The organism is Nonomuraea rhizosphaerae (genome assembly GCF_019396405.1).
In the GTDB taxonomy this organism is placed as follows: domain Bacteria; phylum Actinomycetota; class Actinomycetes; order Streptosporangiales; family Streptosporangiaceae; genus Nonomuraea; species Nonomuraea rhizosphaerae.
Map to the genome: position 1 here is coordinate 1 of NZ_JAHKRL010000215.1, position 20178 is coordinate 20178.

General features: G+C 71.5%; 16 protein-coding genes. 7 read left to right on the top strand and 9 right to left on the bottom strand.

Features of this window, described 5'->3' with window-relative positions; all coding sequences use genetic code 11:
• Nucleotides 1–45 precede the first annotated feature (45 nt).
• From KME77_RS10400 to thrC, 5 genes are all read right to left on the bottom strand, one after another.
• The gene (locus KME77_RS10400) at nucleotides 46–684 is read right to left on the bottom strand and encodes a response regulator transcription factor (RefSeq protein WP_219464862.1); all 639 of its coding nucleotides are present in this window, start codon (nucleotides 682–684) and stop codon (nucleotides 46–48) included.
• 123 nt (nucleotides 685–807) lie between these two features.
• On the bottom strand, nucleotides 808–2085 hold the full coding sequence (locus KME77_RS10405) for a sensor histidine kinase (RefSeq protein ID WP_308250650.1): 1278 nt from the start codon (nucleotides 2083–2085) through the stop codon (nucleotides 808–810).
• Between the two features lie 199 nt (nucleotides 2086–2284).
• Nucleotides 2285–4375, bottom strand: coding sequence for a transcription termination factor Rho (gene rho / locus KME77_RS10410; protein WP_219464873.1), 2091 nt, complete (start codon nucleotides 4373–4375; stop codon nucleotides 2285–2287).
• A gap of 459 nt (nucleotides 4376–4834) precedes the next feature.
• Complete coding sequence (gene thrB / locus KME77_RS10415) at nucleotides 4835–5782, bottom strand: homoserine kinase (RefSeq protein ID WP_219464875.1); 948 nt, start codon at nucleotides 5780–5782, stop codon at nucleotides 4835–4837.
• Nucleotides 5783–5811: 29 nt separating this feature from the next.
• A complete protein-coding gene (gene thrC, locus KME77_RS10420; protein ID WP_219464883.1) occupies nucleotides 5812–6870 on the bottom strand; it encodes a threonine synthase in 1059 nt (352 codons plus the stop codon).
• A 134-nt stretch (nucleotides 6871–7004) separates the two neighbouring features.
• Here thrC and KME77_RS10425 point away from each other — a divergent pair, with 134 nt between their 5' ends.
• Nucleotides 7005–8552, top strand: a complete 1548-nt coding sequence (locus KME77_RS10425) for a glycosyltransferase family 2 protein (protein ID WP_219464893.1) — start codon at nucleotides 7005–7007, stop codon at nucleotides 8550–8552.
• A gap of 82 nt (nucleotides 8553–8634) precedes the next feature.
• Here the strand turns inward: KME77_RS10425 and KME77_RS10430 are convergent, their stop codons facing one another.
• The gene (locus KME77_RS10430) at nucleotides 8635–10260 is read right to left on the bottom strand and encodes a glycosyltransferase family 2 protein (RefSeq protein ID WP_219464896.1); all 1626 of its coding nucleotides are present in this window, start codon (nucleotides 10258–10260) and stop codon (nucleotides 8635–8637) included.
• Nucleotides 10257–11339 carry a glycosyltransferase family 2 protein gene (locus KME77_RS10435; RefSeq protein WP_219464897.1) on the bottom strand — a complete coding sequence of 361 codons (1083 nt, stop codon included), beginning with the start codon at nucleotides 11337–11339 and terminating at the stop codon, nucleotides 10257–10259. The genes KME77_RS10430 and KME77_RS10435 overlap by 4 nt, the downstream gene beginning before the upstream one ends.
• A gap of 225 nt (nucleotides 11340–11564) precedes the next feature.
• Between KME77_RS10435 and KME77_RS10440 the strand changes: the two genes are divergently transcribed.
• The 4 genes from KME77_RS10440 to KME77_RS10455 are packed head-to-tail and all read left to right on the top strand — an operon-like array spanning nucleotide 11565 to nucleotide 17117.
• On the top strand, nucleotides 11565–12002 hold the full coding sequence (locus KME77_RS10440) for a hypothetical protein (RefSeq protein ID WP_219464899.1): 438 nt from the start codon (nucleotides 11565–11567) through the stop codon (nucleotides 12000–12002).
• Entirely contained in the window at nucleotides 11999–13495 is a 1497-nt protein-coding gene (locus KME77_RS10445; protein WP_219464901.1) for a glycosyltransferase family 2 protein, read from the top strand. The genes KME77_RS10440 and KME77_RS10445 overlap by 4 nt, the downstream gene beginning before the upstream one ends.
• A complete protein-coding gene (locus KME77_RS10450) occupies nucleotides 13492–15402 on the top strand; it encodes a glycosyltransferase (protein WP_219464909.1) in 1911 nt (636 codons plus the stop codon). Before KME77_RS10445 ends, KME77_RS10450 begins: the two co-directional genes overlap by 4 nt.
• Nucleotides 15399–17117 carry a glycosyltransferase family 2 protein gene (locus KME77_RS10455; protein ID WP_219464912.1) on the top strand — a complete coding sequence of 573 codons (1719 nt, stop codon included), beginning with the start codon at nucleotides 15399–15401 and terminating at the stop codon, nucleotides 17115–17117. Before KME77_RS10450 ends, KME77_RS10455 begins: the two co-directional genes overlap by 4 nt.
• A 6-nt stretch (nucleotides 17118–17123) precedes the next feature.
• Here KME77_RS10455 and KME77_RS10460 read toward each other — a convergent pair whose 3' ends face one another.
• On the bottom strand, nucleotides 17124–18113 hold the full coding sequence (locus KME77_RS10460) for a nucleotidyltransferase domain-containing protein (protein ID WP_219464915.1): 990 nt from the start codon (nucleotides 18111–18113) through the stop codon (nucleotides 17124–17126).
• Nucleotides 18114–18402: 289 nt separating this feature from the next.
• Here KME77_RS10460 and KME77_RS10465 point away from each other — a divergent pair, with 289 nt between their 5' ends.
• Nucleotides 18403–18696 carry a hypothetical protein gene (locus KME77_RS10465; RefSeq protein WP_219464924.1) on the top strand — a complete coding sequence of 98 codons (294 nt, stop codon included), beginning with the start codon at nucleotides 18403–18405 and terminating at the stop codon, nucleotides 18694–18696.
• 53 nt (nucleotides 18697–18749) lie between these two features.
• On the opposite strand, the gene KME77_RS10470 is transcribed toward KME77_RS10465, so the two are convergent.
• Nucleotides 18750–19229 carry a DUF6194 family protein gene (locus KME77_RS10470; protein WP_219464926.1) on the bottom strand — a complete coding sequence of 160 codons (480 nt, stop codon included), beginning with the start codon at nucleotides 19227–19229 and terminating at the stop codon, nucleotides 18750–18752.
• Nucleotides 19230–19528: 299 nt separating this feature from the next.
• Here KME77_RS10470 and KME77_RS10475 point away from each other — a divergent pair, with 299 nt between their 5' ends.
• Nucleotides 19529–19951, top strand: a complete 423-nt coding sequence (locus KME77_RS10475; protein WP_219464928.1) for a hypothetical protein — start codon at nucleotides 19529–19531, stop codon at nucleotides 19949–19951.
• Nucleotides 19952–20178 lie beyond the last annotated feature (227 nt).

The window sequence follows — 20178 nt, forward strand, 5'->3', positions numbered from 1 at the left end:
GTCCGGGGCGGCCCGGTGCCCCCGGGCCCCCCTCGGGGGCGCCCGTCACTGACGGCCTAAATACGTGAGCACGGCCAGCACCCGGCGATGGTCCTCGGGCGCGGGCCCGAGGGCCAGCTTGGCGAAGATGCCAGATATGTGCTTCTCCACGGCCCCTTCGGTGACGACCAGCCGGGCGGCGATGGCCGTGTTCGACCGTCCTTCGGCCATCAGCGCCAGCACCTCCCGCTCCCGGCGGGACAGCGTGTCGAGCGGCGCGCCCCGCCGTTGCCTGCTGAGCAGCTGCATGACCACCTCCGGGTCGATGATCGTCGCCCCCGCCGCCACCTGGCGCACCACGTCCAGGAACTCGGCCACGTCGGCCACCCGCTCCTTGAGCAGGTACCCGACGGCCTTGCCGATCAGCTCGCCCGCGTAGCGCTCCTCCACGTACTGCGACAGCACCAGGATGGGGAAGTCGGGCCTGGCCGCCCGCACCTTCAACGCCGCGCGCAGCCCCTCGTCGGTGTGGCTCGGCGGCATCCGGACGTCGACGATCGCCAGGTCAGGGGCGTGCTCCTTGACCGCGGCCACCAGGGCGGGCCCGTCGGAGACCGCCGCGACGGTCTCGATGCCCCCGTCGGCAAGCAGGCGGGCCAGCCCCTCGCGCAGCAGTACGGAATCCTCGGCGATGACCACGCGCATGTGCAATGCCTACCATCCCGGCGACGGCTACGCGCGAACGTGACGATCACTCACCCAGCGCTCTCACCCTGAAGCGGCGGTCGCGCGATGCGGCGCCCTCAGGGTGGGCCACTCTCGCAGGCGCTACCACTGGCAGGGGAGTTCCGCCCGCACGAGCGTGGGGCCGCCCACAGGGCTGTGCAGGACGAGAACGCCGTCGATGGTGGCCGCGCGGTCCGCGAGCCCCGCCAGGCCGCCTCCCGGGCTGACGAGGGCGCCTCCTATGCCGTTGTCCCAGACGTCGACGAGGACGCGGCGGTCTTCCCTGGTCACCCGTACGGAGGCCTCCGTGGCGGCCGAGTGCTTGGCCATGTTCGCCAGGGCCTCGGCGACGATGAAGTAGGCGATGCTCTCCACGGCGGCCGGCGGGCGGGTGGCCAGCTCGACCGCCACGTCCACCTGCACCGGCGCCCGCGCGGCCAGGCCGGACAGGGCCGCGTCGAGCCCGCGGTCGCTCAGGATGGCCGGGTGGATGCCCCTGGCCAGGTCGCGCAGCTCGGCGATCGCGGCCTTGGTGCCGGAATGGGCCTGGGCGATCAGCGTTCTCGCCTCTTCCGGGTCGTGGTCGAGCTTGGCCTGCGCCCGCCCCAGGTCCACCGCGACGGACAGCAGCCGCTGCTGGGCGCCGTCGTGCAGGTCGCGTTCGATCCTGCGCCGCTCGGCCTCCGCCGCGTCGATGCCCCTGGCCCGGCTGGCGCGCAGCCGTTCCTCGCTGGCCCGCAGCCGCTCCTCCTCGCTGCCGCCGAGCAGGACCGTGGCGAGCGTGCCGTGCAGCCAGGCCATTCCGCGCACGGCGTAGGCGGTCACGGCGAGCATGCCGAAGCCGAAGATCGTGCCGAGCATCGCCTCGGGCCAGCTGTCGATGATCACGACGCCTTCCAGCCGCAGCACGTCGCCCTGCCCGTACCAGAACATCGAGGTGATCAGCGTGGCGGTCGTCATCCATCCCACCATCGAGACGACGAACTCCAGCAGGCTCAGCGGGAACAGCAGCAGCAGATACCCCAGGTCCTTCCAGGTGGCCGGATCCTTGAGCAGCCATCCCAGATGGGGGACGATGCCGCGCTCGGGACGTTCGCGGTAGGGGTCGGCGATGTGCACGCCTAACGCCACCCGCAGGACGCGCCGCTCCAGCATCGCGGCGCCGCGCCAGACGATCATGGTCAGCAGGACGAGCGGGATGCCCACCCAGAAGACCACCAGCATCAGCGAGAACGGCACCGCCATGACCAGCACGAAGAACCACCCGACCCCGAAGGCCAGGCTGACCAGCATGTACGGCACCGCGCGCCAGGTGGCCGGATCGACCACCACCCCCACGGGCCCCTTCGGCCCGAACGGCACACGCGCTCTCAACGGCACAGCAACCATGCTCCAAGAGTGCCCGGCGGGAAGGGCCCGGAGAATGTGGTGGGCTTCCGTTCTGAGGTGGGGTTAACCCCCGTACTCCTCCTGGGAGAAACACGAACGGGAAAACACGAACGGGAAAACGTGAACGGGGAGAAACGCGGACGGGGCGGCAGGGAAACCCCTGCCGCCCCGTCCCGAAAAGGGATCAGCCTCAGTCGCGGTCGTTGCTCACCGTGGTCTTCTGGACCTGCAGGAGGAACTCGGCGTTGGACTTGGTCTCCTTCATCTTCTCCAGGAGCAGCTCCAGCGCCTGCTGCATGTCGAGCGCGTGCAACACCCGCCGCAGCTTCCAGACGATCTGGAGCTCGTCCTTGGACATGAGGATCTCTTCCTTACGCGTGCTGGACGCGTCCACGTCCACCGCGGGGAAGATGCGCTTGTCCGCGAGCGAGCGGCTGAGCTTGAGCTCCATGTTGCCGGTGCCCTTGAACTCCTCGAAGATGACCTCGTCCATCTTGGACCCGGTCTCGACCAGGGCCGTGGCCAGGATCGTCAGCGAGCCGCCGTTCTCGATGTTGCGGGCGGCGCCGAAGAAGCGCTTGGGCGGGTAGAGCGCCGTGGAGTCGACACCACCGGACAGGATGCGGCCCGAGGCGGGAGCGGCGAGGTTGTACGCGCGCCCGAGACGGGTGATCGAGTCGAGCAGGACGACCACGTCGTGGCCCAGCTCCACCAGGCGCTTGGCCCGCTCGATGGCGAGCTCGGCGACCGTGGTGTGGTCCTCGGCGGGACGGTCGAAGGTCGAGTGGATGACCTCGCCCTTGACCGACCGCTGCATGTCGGTGACCTCTTCAGGCCGCTCGTCGACGAGGACGACCATCAGGTGGCACTCGGTGTTGTTGCGGGTGATCGCGTTGGCGATCGCCTGCAGCACCATCGTCTTACCGGCCTTGGGCGGCGAGACGATGAGGCCGCGCTGACCCTTGCCGATCGGGGAGACGAGGTCGATGATCCGCGTGGTGAGGATGTTCGGCTCGGTCTCCAGGCGCAGGCGCTCCTGCGGGTACAGCGGCGTCAGCTTGTTGAAGTCGGGCCGGTTGCGGGCCTGCTCCGGGTCCATGCCGTTGACGGTGTCGAGGCGGACCAGCGCGTTGAACTTCTCGCGGCGCTCGCCGTCGCGCGGCTGCCGGACGGCGCCGGTGATGACGTCGCCCTTGCGCAGGCCGTTGCGGCGGATCTGAGCGAGCGAGACGTAGACGTCGTTGCTGCCGGGCAGGTAGCCGCTGGTCCTGACGAACGCGTAGTTGTCGAGGATGTCCAGGATGCCGGCGATCGGGATGAGCACGTCGTCGTCGCCGATGACGGGCTCGCTGCTGTCGAAGCGGTCGCGGCCACGGCCACGGTTGCGCTCCCTGAACCGGCCCCGCCTGCCGCCGCGTCCGCGGTCGTCGTCGTCCTGGCCGCCACGCGGGTCGCCGCCACGCCCGCCGCCGTCGGCGACGCGCTGGTCGGAGCGTCCGCCGTCGCGGTCACGGTCGCGGTCGCGGTTGTCACGGCCATCACGGCCACCGTCGCCGCGGTCGTTGCCGACGCGGTCGCCGCTGCGCTCGCCGCCGACACGGTCGCCGCCGGTGCGGTCGCTGCCACCACGGTCGCTGCTGCCGCCACGGTCCGCGCGGTCGCCACGGTCGCCACGCTCCGTGCGGTCGCTGCTTCGGTCGCCGCGGTCTCCACGCTCGCGGCGCTCGCCTCTGCTGCGCCGCTCACGACGGCTCTCGCCGCGCTCACCGCGCGTGTCGAGCTGGCCGTCGCCGGGCTGCGACTGCTCCACGAGCGGCTCGGCCGTCGTGGCCACGGGCTCGGGGGCCGAGACCACCGGCTCGGGCGCGGCCACGGGGGCCGTCGCGGGAGCCTGCGTGGCTACGGGCGAAGGAGCCGGCGCAACGGGCTCCTCCACGGTCTTGGTGCGGGAACGTTCCCGACGCGTCCTGGTGGGCCGCTCCGCGACGGGTGCCGCGTCGGAGGCCACCGGGGCCTCGACGGCGGCGGGTGCGCCTTCTCCGGTGCCGCCACCCTGCTTCTCCTGGATGGCCGCGATGAGCTGGCTCTTCCGCATGCGCCCGGTGCCGCTGATGCCCAGCTCAGCGGCCATTTTCTGCAGCTCGGGCAGCACCTTGGCGGACAGGCCGGTGCCGGAGCGACGCGCACGGGGCTTGGCCGCGGCGCGAGTGGGGGTGTCGCCGGACGCCGGCTGCGCAGGCGAGCCTGATGCGTCGGAGAGGAGTTCGGTGGTGTCGCTCAACTAAAGGTCCTTCCCAGGGGTCGGGCGCCGGTTTTGTTCTGCCGGGCGTCCCGGAGGTGCTTTCGATCCGGCGGGACAGACCGGGTCGGGGTGCACGTTGCGATCTTCGACCGCCGCTGGGGACGGTCGCCACTCTTGGGGAGAGGCGTGTCCAAGCGGCCACAGGACAGTGACGCGAGGACGACACCCCTCAGATTGCTGTCGCCAGCCAGATGTCGAGGTGATTCGAACGCGCAGGCCCCCGTCGTCGCCACCTCGCGTCGGGCCAACCGGGTGTGGGCCAACCGGAGGCAACGGATTCCGGGGAGACAGCCACTCCGCTCACGCCTTGCGACGTGCAGCATGATGCAGTGATGTGTGGCTGATAGCAAGCACGCGCCCAACAAGGGGGCATCTGGTGCGGCTATAAGCCTAACATCACCAGCGCACACGGCTATTCCCTGGAGGTCTAAAGAGGCATCAGCGTGTCTCGGGGAACTGAACGCTCGCACCAACGGGCTCGACGTCCATTAGCTGGATGTGCCAGTCATTACCCACTTCTGGCGCGATCAAATCCTGCGAATCCGATGTCGAAAACGCAAGAACCGTGGGACCCGCTCCCGAAACGACCGCGGGCACGCCCACTTCACGGAGACGTTCTACCAGATCCACGCTGGCCCGCATCGCAGGCGCGCGGTAGGTCTGGTGAAGTCGGTCCTCCGTGGCCGCGAGCAGCAGCCCTGGCTCCGGCCGCTGGGTCAGCGCGGCGATCAGCAACGCGGCCCTGCCGGCGTTGAAGGAGGCGTCCTTGTGGGGCACGTCCTTCGGCAACAAGCCCCGCGCGGTTTCCGTGGCCAGTCGTGACGACGGGACGAACACGATCGGGCGGACGCGCGTGTCCGGGAGCAGTTTCACCATACGCGGTGAACCGGTGTGGTCGGTCCAGGCGATCACGAGCCCTCCGGCCAGGCACGGCGCGACATTGTCGGGATGGCCTTCGATCTCGGTGGCCAGCGCGAGGACGTCGTCGTCGGAAAAAGCCCCGGAGGCGGGCGTGGAGCCGTTCGTGAGGGATCGCGTGGAGCCGTTCGCGAGGGCGCGGGCGGCCAGGATGCCCGCGCACACCGCCGCCGCCGATGATCCGAGCCCGCGCGAGTGCGGGATCCGGTTGTGGCAGCGCAGCGCGATGCCGGCGGGCTGGGCCAGGCCCATGCGGTCGAACGTCTCGCGCATGGTCGCCACGATCAGATGTTTCTCGCCGAGCGGAATCTCTCCCGCGCCCTCCCCCTCGACCTCGACGCGCACGCCGGGCTCGGCGGTCAGCGTGACCCGGACCTCGTCGTACAGGCTCAGCGCGAGGCCGAGCGTGTCGAAGCCGGGCCCCAGGTTCGCCGAGGTGGCGGGGACCCGGATCTCAACGGTGCTCAATGGTGTGTCTCTCTCGTGGCGGAGGGGCCTCAGGCGAGGCTGAGCGCCGCCGCGGCGGCGTGCACGTCGATCGGGATGGTGACCGGGGCGGGAGCGCCCGAGATCGCCCAGTCGGGGTCCTTGAGCCCGTTGCCCGTGACGGTGCACACGATGCGCTGCCCCGGGGAGATCTGCCCGCGCGCGTGCGCCTGCAGCAGCCCCGCCACGCCGGCGGCGGAGGCGAGCTCGACGAAGACGCCCTCCTCCTGGGCCAGCAGCTTGTACGCGGCCGCGATCTGCCGGTCGGTGACCGAGTCGATGGCGCCGCCGGACTCGTCGCGGGCGTCGGTGGCCAGTTGCCAGGAGGCGGGGTTGCCGATGCGGATGGCGGTGGCGATCGTGTGCGGGTGGGCGACGGGCCCGCCGTTGACGATCGGGGCCGCGCCGCTGGCCTGGAAGCCGAGCATCCGCGGCGCCTTGGTGGCGATGCGGTCGGCCAGGTACTCCTTGTAGCCCATCCAGTAGGCCGAGATGTTGCCCGCGTTGCCCACCGGGATGCAGTGGATGTCGGGCGCGTCACCGAGCGTGTCGACGATCTCGAACGCGGCCGTCTTCTGCCCCTGGAGCCGGAACGGGTTGACGGAGTTGACCAGCGCGATCGGGTAGCTGGCCGACAGCTTGCGGGTCATCTCCAGGCAGTCGTCGAAGGAGCCCTCGACCTGGAGCAGCGTGGCCCCGTGGACGAGCGCCTGGGCCAGCTTGCCCATCGCGATCTTGCCGCGGGGCACGAGCACGGCGCAGGTCAGGCCGGCGCGCACGGCGTAGGCGGCGGCCGAGGCGGAGGTGTTGCCGGTGGAGGCGCAGATGACCGCCTTGGCGCCCTCCTCGACGGCCTTGCTGATGGCCATGGTCATGCCACGGTCCTTGAAGCTGCCCGTCGGGTTGGCGCCCTCCACCTTCAGGTAGACCTCGCATCCGGTCAGCGCCGACACGCGGTGCGCGGGCACCAGCGGCGTGCCGCCCTCCAGCAGCGTGACGACGGGCGTCTTCGTGGTGACCGGAAGACGCTCTCGGTACTCCTCGATGAGGCCACGCCACGACCTGGTCATACTTGACTCCCTACCTGCGGTCTTGGCCACCGAGTGTACGGGGTCGGGGGTGTGCGCGCGGCGGCGAGGCCATGTCCCGCATTTCAGGAAATTCTCAGCATCTCCCGGTATGGTCCCGGCAGGGGGTCACCACCATGAACGCGCGTCCTGCCATGTCGCAGAACGACTTTTCTCCATTGACGCCGCCGCTGCTCGGCACCTGGTCGCCGGCTCTGTCCGTGAGCGTGGTGATACCCGCGCACGGCGGGCCGCACCTGCCGCTGACGCTGGCGGCGCTGGCCGCCCAGACGTACCCGGACCACCTCATGGAGGTCCTGGTCGTGGACGACGGCAGCGAGCCGCCGATCAGGCTGCCGGAGATCAGGCCGGTCAACACCCGGGTCATACGCGTGACCAGCGGCTGGGGCATCTCGAACGCCGTCAACACCGGCGCCAAGGCAGCCGACGGCGAGATCATCCAGCGGCTCGACTCCGACATGGTGGCCTGCCGCGAGCACATCGAGGCGCTGGCCCGCTGGCACCACCTGACGGACTACCTGGTCACGATCGGGATGAAGCGGTTCATCGAGGTGCCCGCCGTGACGCCGCGGCAGGTCTTCCAGGCGGGGCACCTGAGTGACGTGTTCGACCTGGCGGCGGGCGTCTCCAGCTCCACCGAGGCGACGATCGCCAAGACCGACGGGCTGCGCAAGAGCCGCAACCCCTACCACGTGTGCACAGGGCCGACCTTCGCCCTTCCCCGGGAGGTCTTCCACGCCGTGGGCGGTCTCGACCCGAACGTGGCGCGCGGCGAGGACACCGAGTTCGCCTACCGGCTGGCCATGCACGGCGTCGTGTTCATCCCGGACATGGACGCTCAGGCGGCCCATCTCGGGCTGCCGGCGCAGCGCCGCGACAAGGAGCGCGCTGTGCGGGCCGTGGAGCCGTACCTGGCCCACCGGGTCCCGCTCCGCCGGGACCTGCGCAAGGACCAGGGGCGCCGCTGGCTGGTGCCGTACGTGGAGATCGTGCTGGACGTCACCGACACCTCCGAGTCGGTCGTGCGCCAGGCGGTGACGGCGGCGCTGGACGGCAAGCTCCAGGACGTCGTCGTGACGCTGGTCGGGCCGTGGTCGCGGCTGCACGAAGGGCGGCGGGCGGTGCTCGGCGACCCGAGCTTCGAGATGCGGCTGATGCGCGACCTGTTCGCGCACGACGAGCGGATCCGGCTGATCGACGAGGCGGCCCCGACCCCGGCGCCCGCGCCGTTCCGCTACCGGGGGCCGGTGGACGTGCCGCTGCACCGCGCGACGCTGGAGCGGATGATCGAGACGGTGCAGAAGGACCTGACGGGCGTGCTGGTCGTGGACCTGCCCGACGGGCGCACGGCCAGGCTGGAGCGCACGTCGGCGCTGGGGCGCGCGGTGCTGCTGGCCGCGCCGGGCGACGATCTCGACGAGATCATCCAGGTCACGCACGGTGTGCGGCACGTCGAGCCGGACCGCTACTGGCCCCCGGCCGCGCCGCCCAAGCCGGCGGCCGAGCAGGCGCAGGCCAAACCGCCGTCGGAGCAGGCCAAGGCTTCACCGGAGAAGGCGCCCAATTCCGACCCGGCATCGGCCGGGGCGACGATCACCGAGCCCGCCGCCGACGAGCGCTCGCTGCTGGGCCGCCTGAGGTCCGCCCTGCGCTCCACCAACTGACGCGCACGCCCGCCGCGCACGCTCCGCCGGTCTGCCGTGCCGGTCAGCCCCGCCGGTCAGCCGCGCCGGTCAGCCCCGCCGGTCAGCCGCGCAGTTTCTTGCGCAGCGCGCGCTTGACGGTCGTGGACAGCAGGACGCGCATGCTCTGCTGCGCCCGGTTGGCCGCGGCGAGCTGGCGGCGCAGCGTGCTGACGTCGCGCCGCAGCTCGACGGCGCTCTTGCGCCACTTGCCCGCCTCGTCGCGCCACTTGGTGACCTGGGCGCGCAGCCGTTCGGCCTCCTTGGCCAGCCGGGCCGCGTCGGCCTCGGCCTTGAGCCTGGCCCGGTACGCGCCGCGGCGGCCGAGCAGCTCCGCCGCCTCGGTGGAGAACCCGTAGGTCTCGCCCTCCACCCAGGAGACGCCCGACACGTCGTCCACCGCGTCGTCGAGCTCCTCCGCAGTACTGGCATCGGTGACGATCCGCGCCCTGGCGAAGGCCGAGACGCGCTCCAGCCGCGCGTACCGCACCCCCTCCGCCGTCTCCTCCAGCAGCACGTTCACCAGCCCGAGCCCCTCGGCGCGGGCCAGCTCCAGCAGCCTGGCCAGGCTGTCCTCGCCGGGCACCCAGCCGGTGGGCAGCCGGAACACGTACGGCGTGGACGGGTCCGCCTCGTCGGTGAGCGCCAGCCGCACCCGGCCTTCGTGCAGGTAGTGGCCGTGGACCAGCACCAGGTCGAGCGCGGGGTCCTTCAGCGGCGCGCGGCGCTCGCGGCCGACCGTGTCCCAGGGGCCGGTGATCACGACGGTCAGGTCCAGCATGGTGCCCGCGAGCAGGGCGTCGACCGTGGCGCGGACCTGCTCGTACCCGGCGGTGCCGTCCACGACGACCGCGACGTACGGGACCTTCCACTGGCGGGTGGGGTGCGAGCGCAGCCACCGGTACTGGGGGATGCGGTCGGCGACGAACGCGTAGCTGACGCGGTCGATGGAGTGCTGCTCGCGCATCCGCATGGTGGGCCCGAGATGGTAGGCGCGGGCCTTGGGCTCGGGCACGAACACCGCCCCGGCCTGGTAGAGCCGGTAGCCCATCTCGGTGTCCTGGCCGAGGATCAGGTCGTCGTCCATCTCCCCGGCCGCGGCGACGAGCCGGGCGTTGACCGAGGTGGCGCCGCCGACGTGCAGGCTGAAGGGGCGCTGGCTGTTGTCGGTGAGCCCGTTCGTGCGCTCGATCAGGTCGATCAGCCAGGCGTGCGGCTCGGCCGGCTCGAACGCCTCTTCCAGGTCGTCGGGCAGCTCGGCCGGCACGGGGGCGCTGGTGAACCTGATGTAGCTGGTCACGGCCATGTACGGGGCGGCGTGGTGCCAGCGCATGTGCGCCTCGACCGAGCCGGGCGCGAGCACGACGTCGGAGTCGAGCCAGTGGATCACGTCGCCGGTGGCCGCGGCGAGGCCGGCGTTGCGCGCGGCGGCGCGTCCGGGCTGCTCGCAGACGATCAGCCGGGTGTTCTGCGGGCGTTCCCGGGGCAGCCGCAGCGGCGGCGAGCTGCCGTTGTCGACGACGAGGACCTCGATCAGCTCCGGCGGGTAGGTCTGCCGGGCCAGCCCGGCCAGGACCAGGTCCAGCTTGTCCTGGCTGTTGTAGGCGGGGACGACGACGCTGACGCGCAGGGACGGGGTGTACGACTCCGGGGCCTGGAGCATCCGGTAGTCGTTGCCGCGTACTCTCATGCGGCTTCCATCAGGCGGCTGGGGCGGAAGCCGCGCCACTGGTTCGTGGCGACCTTCAGGAAGTGGGCCAAGGGCAGTTGCCAGGTGTGCTGGTCGCTGAGCGTGCGCCGGAGCACGTAGCCGAGGCCGTGGGTGCGGTAGATGACGGCGCCCGCCTCGTGCGCGGCCTTGAGGAAGTCCCGGTCGACCGCGCTCGGCTGACTGGGGAACCCTCCCACCTCCTGAAATATCGCCTTTGAGGCGAGGATGGTGCCGCCCGCCACGTGGTCGGCGGACACCTCGCTCGGATAGGCCGCGCCGCTGGCGAACGTGGTGCGCCTGATCGTCGCCCGCAGCGGCTCCAGGTAGAAGAACTCGGCCGTCGTGCCCACGATGTCAGCCCCCGAGTACGACGCCGCCATGACCAGGTCGGCCAGGTGGTCGGGGCCGTACCAGTCGTCGTCGTCCCATTTGACCAGGTAGTCGCCCGACGCCAGGGCGGCGGCCTCGTTCAGCACGTCGCCGAACGGCGTCCCGGCCGGGGCCTCGACCCAGCTCACCGGCAGGGAGCTGCTCTCGACCGCCTGCCGTACCTCCTCGAAGGCGATCCCGTGCAGGCCGAGCAGCACCTCGACGTCGGTGTCCCGCTGGCGGGCCATCTGGGCCAGCGCGCTCGGCACCATCGCGGCGCGCCGGGTGGACATGACGACGCTGATCCGCGGCGTGCGCGACGGCGGCAGGCGGTGGGTCAGGCGGCGCAGCCGTACGCTGTGCTCCTCGCGCCGCAGGTCGGCCACCGATCGCGAGCCGCTCTCGCACTGCGTGAGCCAGTCGCGGTCGGTGAGCAGCGCCGCGAGCTCGGCGGGCACCCAGGCGGGCGCGTGGTCGGCGGTGAGCGGGAGGCCGGCCGCCGCGAGCCGGACCAGCCCGGCGAGCGGCACCTTGTGGTCCGGCCACTCGATCTCCAGGCCGCGCACGGCGTGGAGGGCGGGCAGCTCGGGCTCCTGCCCGTCCACGGCCCACTCCCCCGGATGCTTCCAGTGCAGGCGGGCGAGTCCCTTCTCCGGCGTGCGTACGAAGCCGCAAGGGGTGACGGACATGGTGCTCCTCGACCGGCGGGGACTCAATCGGCGCCTACCTTACGCCGCTTTGACATGCTCTGAGACGCGGAGTTCGCCATCGGTGTGGACGACATCGCACCTGGAACCAGCAGGAATCTCCCAGTTTTCCTCCAGGAAGCTGTGACACGGTGGGGGCCGATGTTGAATAAGGTGTCAATGTTCCGTTGACGCCACAGAAGTCATGACTACGAAAGGTATGCGCGGATGCTCTCGCCCCGCCGCCTGGCAGCGACCGCCGCGATCCTCGGAGTTCTGGCCGCCGCAGCCCTCGTGGTGCTCGTCCTGACGGGCCTGCTCACGTGGGGCGCCGCCGTCGCCTCGGGGGCCTTCGCCATCGCCCTCGCCGCACTCGCGGTCCTTGTCCTGTCCGTACGCCGCGTCGACGGCAAGGCGCAGCGCATCGACCAGCGGACCAAGAAGCACGAAGCCGAGCTGGCCGGCAACATCGCGGCGCTCAAGCGCATCGAGGCGCGGCTGGACCGCCTGGCCGAGGCCGTCGAGCAGTCGGCCACGCGGCGCGAGGAGGACCTGGGCGCGATCCTGGCCTCCCTGGGCGAGGACCGGGTCAACGCCATGACGAGGGCGCGAGAGGTGGAGGAACTGCGCGAAGAGGTTCGCGCGCTGGCCAAGGGCCACGTATGACGCGGGTCAGGCACAACGACTGGGGAGCGTTACGGCCGCCGGCCATCGGGACCTGGCAACCCGCCCTGACCGTCTCCGTGGTGATTCCCGCCTACAACTGCGCGTCCGCGCTCGCGCGCACCGTCGCCGCCCTCTCCGGGCAGACCTACCCCGCCGCGCTCACCGAGGTGATCGTCGCCGACGACGGCAGCGACCCGCCCGTCGACCTGCCGGGCGTCCGGGTCGTCCGGGTACGCGATGGATGGGGACGCGGCGCGGCCAGGGAGACCGGCCGGCTGGCCGCCACCGGCGACGTGATCCACTGGCTCGACGCGGACATGGTCCTGGCCCCGGACCACCTGGAAGCGCACATGCGCTGGCACCACCTCATCGACCACGCCGTGGTGATCGGCGACACCCGGTTCGTCGACGAACTGGGTGAGGAGGGCGCGCCGACCGAGTACACGCGCAAGACCCTGGAGTCCACCAGGATGCTCAAGGACGCCGGCTGGAGCGCGTACCTGCTGCACACCGGCGCCTCCACCTCGGTGCGCGCCGACCTGCTGGACAGGACGGGCGGCGTGGACGCGCGCCTCAACATGGCCGAGGACACCGAGCTGGGCTATCGGCTGGCGCAGGCCGGGGCGGTGTTCATCCCGGACGCCGACGCCCGGGCCTGGCATGTCGGGCCGTCCACGGTCATGCGCCGCGAGAAGGACGTCCACCGGCACAACTGGTCGTTCCTCGGCGATCTGGTGCCCGATCTGCGGTGGCTGCGCAACCATCCGCGCCGGCGCTGGCTGGTGCCGTACGTACGGGTCGTCGTGGGGGCGACCGGCTACGAGCGGACCCGCGCGGGCGTCGACTCGGCCCTGGCCGGGACGGTCACGGACGCGGCCGTGGCGATCGTCGGCCCCTGGGAGAAGCTCACGGACGAGCGGCGCGACAGCCTCGACGACCCGCTGCTCGACCTGCGGCTCATCCACAACCTGTACCAGCACGAACCGCGCGTCACGTTCGTCTCCGGGATGCCCTCCGCCTTTCCCGCTCCTTTCCTGCTGACGCTCCCGTCCGGGTGGGTTCTGGGCGCCGACACCCTTTCCGGGCTCATCGGCCTCGCCGAACGGGACAGGCTGGGGCTCGTCTGCGTCGCCCTGGCCGAGAGCGAGGCCGGGGTGGTGAGCGCCCGGCTGGAGCGCACGGCGGCGTTCTCGCGGGCGGCGCTGTTCCACGGCGGGACCGACGACCTGGTGGACGAGATGTTCGGGTCGGTGTGGGTGAGCGGGGCCGAGTACGGGTTCATGCCGGACGCCGATGCCGAGCCGCTGTCCGGGGACGCCGCCAAGTGGCGCGCGGTGGCAGGCAGGCGGCAGGACGAGCTGAAGAAGCTCAAGGCGGAGATCGCGCGGCTGAGCGTCGAGGTGGACCGGCTGTCGGCCGAGCCCGACCCCGAGCCCGAGGAGCACACCGGGCCGCTGAGCGCGCTCATCAAGCACCTGCGGAGCACCGGATGATCCGCGAGCTGCTGGCCGAGCTGCCGAAGGCCCGCGTCTTCCTGGCCGGGGTCGAGGCGATACCCGCGGACGCCGGACCCGTCGAGGCCGTCGATCTGGACCACGACCTGCTGGAGCCGGTACCGGACGCCGCCAAGGCGCACGAGGTGCTGCTGCTCGCCCGTACCCCTGCCGACCTGCGGCGGGCCGCGACGCTGCACAAGCTGCTGCCGGACGCGCGGCGCGTGGTCGTGGCCGTGCTGGACACACCCGCCTCGCACCCCGCGCCCGTGCCCACGCCGACGCCCGCGCACCGCTGGCGCTCGCTGACCGATCTGCGGGTGTACCAGGCGAAGGACCGGGTGTGGGTGGTGGATGCGCGTTTCTCCGCATTCACCCCTTCCGGGCGTACGGTGACGGCCACGGCACGGGCGTTCGCCGGGCACCGGCTCGACGTGATCGCGGCCCCCGCGGCGGCCATCGCCGGGGTCGGGGCGGCGGACTGGCGTCCCGGGGACCCGAACGCGACGCCCGCCGAGGTGACCGGGCCGGTGCCCGAGCGGGTGGGCGCGCCGGGCGGCGACGTGGTGCTGCGCACGCTCGAACCGCCCGCGGAGTCCGCCGAGGTCGAGTGGTCCGGGGACGAGACGCCCATCGAGCGGCCCACCGCCGAGGCCGCGAGCTGGGAGCGCCTGGGCCGTCCGGGCGGAGCCGGGCTGCCGCTGGCCGACCCCGACGTGCTCGCCGAGCCGTCGATGATCCCGCCGGTGGACGAGCGCCTGATCAACCCGCAGGGCTTCGTCACCACCCCCTCGCGCGGCCTGGCGTCCCTGGAGGAGCGCGACGGCCGCTGGTCGGTGGTGCTGGAGGGCAAGGTGGTGACGGCGTTCGCGGAGTCGGGCGGCGTGACGGACGCCGACGTGTCCAGGTTGCGGCAGATCCGCGCCGTCGAGGTCGACTGGCGGCACGCGCACAGCGGCCCGCTGGCCGCCGTCCGGGTGCTGGCGGGCCTGGCCGCGGCCGGGGTGCCGCTGCTCGCGGACGAGGTCCCGCGCTGGGCCGGCGCGCTGGGTGACGAGCTGACCCGTCTGATCACCTCGAACCCCGACATCTCCGACGAGCTCCGGCGCGAGGAGCACAGCATCCGCCTGCGCCGCGAGGCCCTGCGCACCCACGGCGTCGCCGCCCGCTGGGAACAGCTCGGCGCCCCCGCCCCCGCTCCCCCGCTGACCTCCGTGCTGCTGGCGACCCGGCGCGCGGACATGGTCGGGTTCGCGCTCGACCAGGTGGCCCGGCAGCGCGGCGCCCAGCTCGAAGTGATCCTCGCCCTGCACGGCGTGCCCAAAGGACATCCCGACGTGGCCGCGCCCGTCGCCGCCTATGACGGGGCGCTGACCGTCTTCGAGGCCGACCACCAGGCCGTCTTCGGCGAGGTGCTCAACCACGCCGCCGCCAGGGCGTCCGGCTCGTTCCTCCTCAAGATGGACGACGACGACTGGTACGGGCCCGACTTCCTCGCCGACCTGCTGCTCGCCCACTCCTACTCGGGGGCGCAGGTGGTGGGGACGGTGCCCGAGTTCGTGTACCTGTCGTCGATCGACGTGACCGTGCACCGCGGGCAGATCACCGAGCAGATCACCAGCTTCGTCGCGGGCGGCACCATCCTGGTCGAACGGTCGGCGTTCCAGGCGGTGGGCGGCTTCCGGCCGCTGCGGCGCTCGGTCGACACCCAGTTCCAGGAGGCGCTGCAGGCCGCCGGCGGGCAGATCTACCGTACGCACGGGCTCGGCTACATCCTGCGCCGCGGTCCCGCGGCCAACCACACCTGGCAGGAGCCGATCGGGACGTTCCTGCAGCGCAACCGCAATCAGTGGCGCGGCTTCCGGCCGAGCGCGCTGATGGAACTCGAAGGGAGCACCCGTTCATGACGCCGCGAATCCGGCGCAACGACTACGGCGTGCTCGAACCGCCCGCGCTCGGCGAGTGGACCCCCGAGCTGACCGTCACCGTCGTCGTCCCGGCGCACGACCGGCAGGAGACGCTCGACCTCACCTTGGCGGCGCTGTCGGGGCAGACGTACCCGTCGCACCTGCTCGACGTGATCGTGGTGGACGACGGCAGCGCCGTGCCGGTGCACCTGCCCTCGCTGGTCCCGGAGCACACGCGCCTGATCAGCAGCCCGCCCGGCGGGTGGGGGCGGGCGTGGGCCGTGCAGACCGGCGTCGAGGCGGCGACCGGGGAGGTCGTCTTCGTCCTGGACGCCGACATGGTGCCCCACCGGCATCACGTCGAGGCGCAGCTCCGGTGGCACCATCTGGCCCCGTACCTGGTGGTGCTGGGGTGGATCGACTTCACCTCCGGCGACTCGCCGCTGCCGTCGCCGTGCGAGGTGCGCGAGGCGCTCGCGCAGGGACACGAGGACAAGCTCTTCCCCCTGTCGCCGCACCGGCACGACTGGGCCGAGAAGATCATCCTGGACCACGACGGCCTGCGGACCGCGCCCAGCTCGCTGGCGACCCGCATCCACGTGGGCGCGACCGTCTCCTACCCCGCCGCGCTGCTGCGCTCGGCCGGCGGCCTGGACACCTCGCTGGTGCTGGCCGAGGACACCGAGCTGGGGTATCGGCTCACCCAGGCCGGAGCCGTGTACGTGCCGGACCCCGACTCGCGGGTGTGGCACATCGGGCTGCCCACCGCCATGCGGGACTTCGCCGCGCTCAAGCGGTACAACGACCCGTACGTGGCGGATCGGGTGCCTTACCGGAGGTATCTCCGTACGGATCCCGGCCGGCAATGGCTTGTCCCGTACGTGGAGGCGGTCGTGCCCGCGACCGGGCTCGCGGCGGGGCCCGCGGCGGGCTACGAGGACGTGCGCGCGACCGTTGATGCGCTGCTGGGCGGCACGGTGCCGGACGTGGCGGTCACCGTCACGGGGCCCTGGGCGGCGCTGGGCGACGAGCGCCGGTCGCCGCTCCGGGATCCCGGCCTGGACCTGCGCCTGATCCACGCCACGTTCGAGCACGACGCCCGCGTACGCCTGGCGGAGCCCGCCGAAGATCCTTCAGGTGACGGGATCAAGGTGGTGCCACCGTTCCGGCTCCTCCTGCCCGCCGGCTGGGTGCCGTCCCGCGACACCCTGGAGCGGCTGGTCGACCACCTGGAGGAGCACGACGGCGGATGCGTCTGCGTCGCCCTGGACGAGACCGAGCACGGCGTTGTCGTCGCCCGCCTGGAGCGCACCGCCGCGCTGTCCCGCGCCGCCCTGGTCGCCCGGCCGGGCGAGGACCTGGACAGCGTGCTGGACGAGGTGTTCGGCCTGGAGTGGGTGGACGGCCAGTCGTGGGGTTTCTCCCCCCGGCCCGCCGTCTACCCGCCGCGCCGCCGTCCGGTCCCCGACCTGGAGCGCGTGAAGGCCCAGCACGAGAAGGACGTCACGCGGCTGCGCAAGCGCGTCGCCCTCATGCAGGCCGAGCTGGCCCAGCTCCGCAGGGAGGCGGGCAAGGGCCGCAGGGACGCGGAGCGGTGGCGGGAGAAGGCGGAGTCGTGGCGTCAGGAGGCGGTGCGGCTGGCGCGTGAGCAGGACCGCACGGTGCTCAAGCGCGCCGTGCGCCGGGTCCGCAACCTGGCCTTCCCCGACAACTGACACCCGCTATCCGCGCCGGTCGTCGTGCGGGCCGTTGTGGTGCGCGGCGTTGTCGGGCGGGCCGTTGCCGGGCGTGGCGTTGCCGTCCGGCCCCTGGTCGGCCGGGCCGTTGGCGTGCGGACCGTGGTCGTCCGGGGCATGGTCGTCCGGGGCATGGTCGTCCGGGCCCTGGAACGTGGGGCCGTTCACGGCGGCCCGCACCTCCTCCATGAGGGCCGCCGCGTCGGCGACCACCCGCTCGATCTCCCGCCGCGACCCGCCGACGCTCCCCAGCAGCCCCTTGGCCCGGGCGGCGAAGTCCGGCGGCGCCGAGGCCAGCCGCCCCGCCGAGGCGATCATGCCCTTCTCGTTGATCAGCCACCGTCCCGCGTGCCCGTGCAGCGCCTGGCAGGCCACGCCGACCGCCCGGAACAGGCAGCCGGCCGCGTACGCGGGATCCTCCCCGGCCGCCCCGTAACTGGCCAGCTGGACGCAGAAGTGGGCCTCCCACAGCCCCCGCACCAGTGCCTCACCCAACGCCGCCGGATAGACCCGCGCCCTCTCCTTCAACTCGCCCAGCTCCCCGCCGGGATCCGCCAGCGTCCGGCACAGGGCCACCTCACCGGCGTACGCGTGCGAATAGAACCCCAGCGGATGCCCGGCCTGCGTCCCCACCTCGTACCGCCCCGCCTGACATTCACCCCAAATCCGCTCAACCCTTTCCAAATCCCGATAAATCCAGTCCACTCGCCGGCCGTCAATCGTCAGCCACCCACCGCCGTCCACCCACGGCCCCCACCCGCCCGGCTCGGTCACCTCGGCCCGCTCACCGGACTCCTGTACGGCGAGCGCCCGCAGCGCGGCGACGTCCAGCTCGCCGCGATAGTAAAGCCCCAGGTCGATGTCGGAGTCGGGGCGATGCGTCCCCCTGGCCCGGCTGCCGCCGAGCACCACCGCGACCACCCCAGACACCTCGGCCAGCCGCCGGCCCAACGCCTCCAGCGCCGCGTCATCCATTTCAACCGCCTCCTTTTCACGGGAGTCGCTCACGTCCTCTTTCACCGATCACGGTAGTGGCGACCGGCCGCGCGGCGGTGGTGACTCTCGCCGGCGCGACTCCAAGGGGACGTTCACCATTCGGCGACGGCCGTGAATAAAGCGCGGCGTTTTAGCGACGCCCGCGATGGGAAACCCTCCAGACGAGTGGCCACGGATGTCGATCTCTTCAGAAGATCGCGACCCTTTGTCAGCCCTTCCGCGTCATTACCTCTTCCCCGCCGATGGCGAGAATCCGTGAGGGCATTTGATGATCATCGTCGTCGCCGACCTGCGTTGCGGCGATATCTTGGCTTTCGAGCCCATCGACCCGACAACACCTTTTCACATCAAACCAGCACACGTATCACAAACCGGAACTCACGATATTTCGGCATATCGGCTCTGGGGGCATGTGCTCGGCGTGGAGCGGGTCCGCCGGACCCTCGTCGAGGCCTGCCACCACTCCGCCAACGCCATGTGGATATGGTGCGGTTTCGGCGCGGCTTCCATCATGTGCTACGCGCCCGTCACCCAGCGAATCCTGGTCCAGCGCCCCACCTGACCAGCCATTCGGCCGATCGGCGGGGTCACTGGACGACATGGGATCCGACTGAACTAGGAGCTCGCGGGGCGAGGCGGCCGGTGGCGCCGGACCGCCCGCTCGTACGCCCCGGAGAGAAGGTCGAGCGCCTGCGCGCCGGTCTTCTCTCCGGGGTTCAGAATCGCCACCCACGACTGAACGGCGTACAGGGGATGCGGAATCACCCGATCGATCGCGGCGTAATCGAATTCCGCCTCATGTTCGGCGTGCGCGGCGGGCGGGTAGCCGATGAGCTTTTCGAATACGGCCCGGCCGACATTGATGTTCAGCCGGGAAACACCGGGACGGCCGAGATTTGATGCCGTGTCGAATCCCGGATAGTCCTTGATGACGACCGTGGCGAAAGGCAACCGCCGATCGGCGGGCACGTCACCGTCGGGATCGTAGAAATAGAACGTGTCGCCCCAGGCCACCTCGGGCGCTCCGGCCGCCTCGCTCGCCGTGACCGTGGCAACTCCGGTCAGGCCGCTCACGAATTCCATGACCTTTTCCATGTCTCAACTGTATCTTTACACCGCCCATTGAGGGTTATGGCGATCCCAAGGCTGAAGCGCCAGGACAACCCTCAATCCGCCGTTCACCGGCAAGGCGCCCCGGGCAGGTCCGGCACAACCATCCGGCCGTCGCCGTAGTCCAACCCGCCAAGGGGGCACGGTCCGACGGGGGGCCGTGACGGCTGGGAATGCGGCCAGATCTCGACATACGGACGCGGCTGTCAAGCGAACGTAAAGCGAGGGCCTGTTACATACACGTTGATCGCCCAGCCGGGGCCGTCACACGAAGGGGCTGTCAGATGGAATTGTGCTCACCAGCCGAACAGGCACGGCCCGACCCGCGTCCACTGCGGTGGCTCGCGCTCGCGGCCGGCGCCGTGGTGCTGGGGGCCGCGGCCGCGTACGTCGACCTGGTCATGGTGTCCAACGCCTGGCTGGAGTGCCGCAAGGATCTCGACGGACCCGACCGGTTCGCGCTGAGCTACCTCTTTGTGACGCGTGCTGCGCTGATGCCGGTGATCGTGGGGGTCTGTGCGGGGATCGGCCTGTGGGTCAGGGCATGCGTACTGCGCCGCTTCGCCACGGATCAGTCCGAGTCCCTGCGCACTTTCCTGTCGGCCGCCGTCCTCGCGCTCGCCCTCGCCGGACCGGCGGCGATGATCGCTTTCGACCAGGTCACCGAGGCGTCCCTGCCTCCAGGGACGTGCGTCGAGTTCGGATGACTCAAGACGTAAGAATCCCACGGCGAACTTTCCGCCGAGGGACGACATCAGAGAAGAAAACTAAGAAACGGGGCTAGGGGATGAGCATGATGCGACTGGTGACGACGACACTGGCGGCGACCGCGGGGCTGGCGCTGGTGATCGCGAGCCCGGTGGTGGGCACCGCCGCCGCCGCGCAGACGCCGGCCGCCGCCGCGCAGACGCCGGCCGCCGCCGCGCCGGGCACG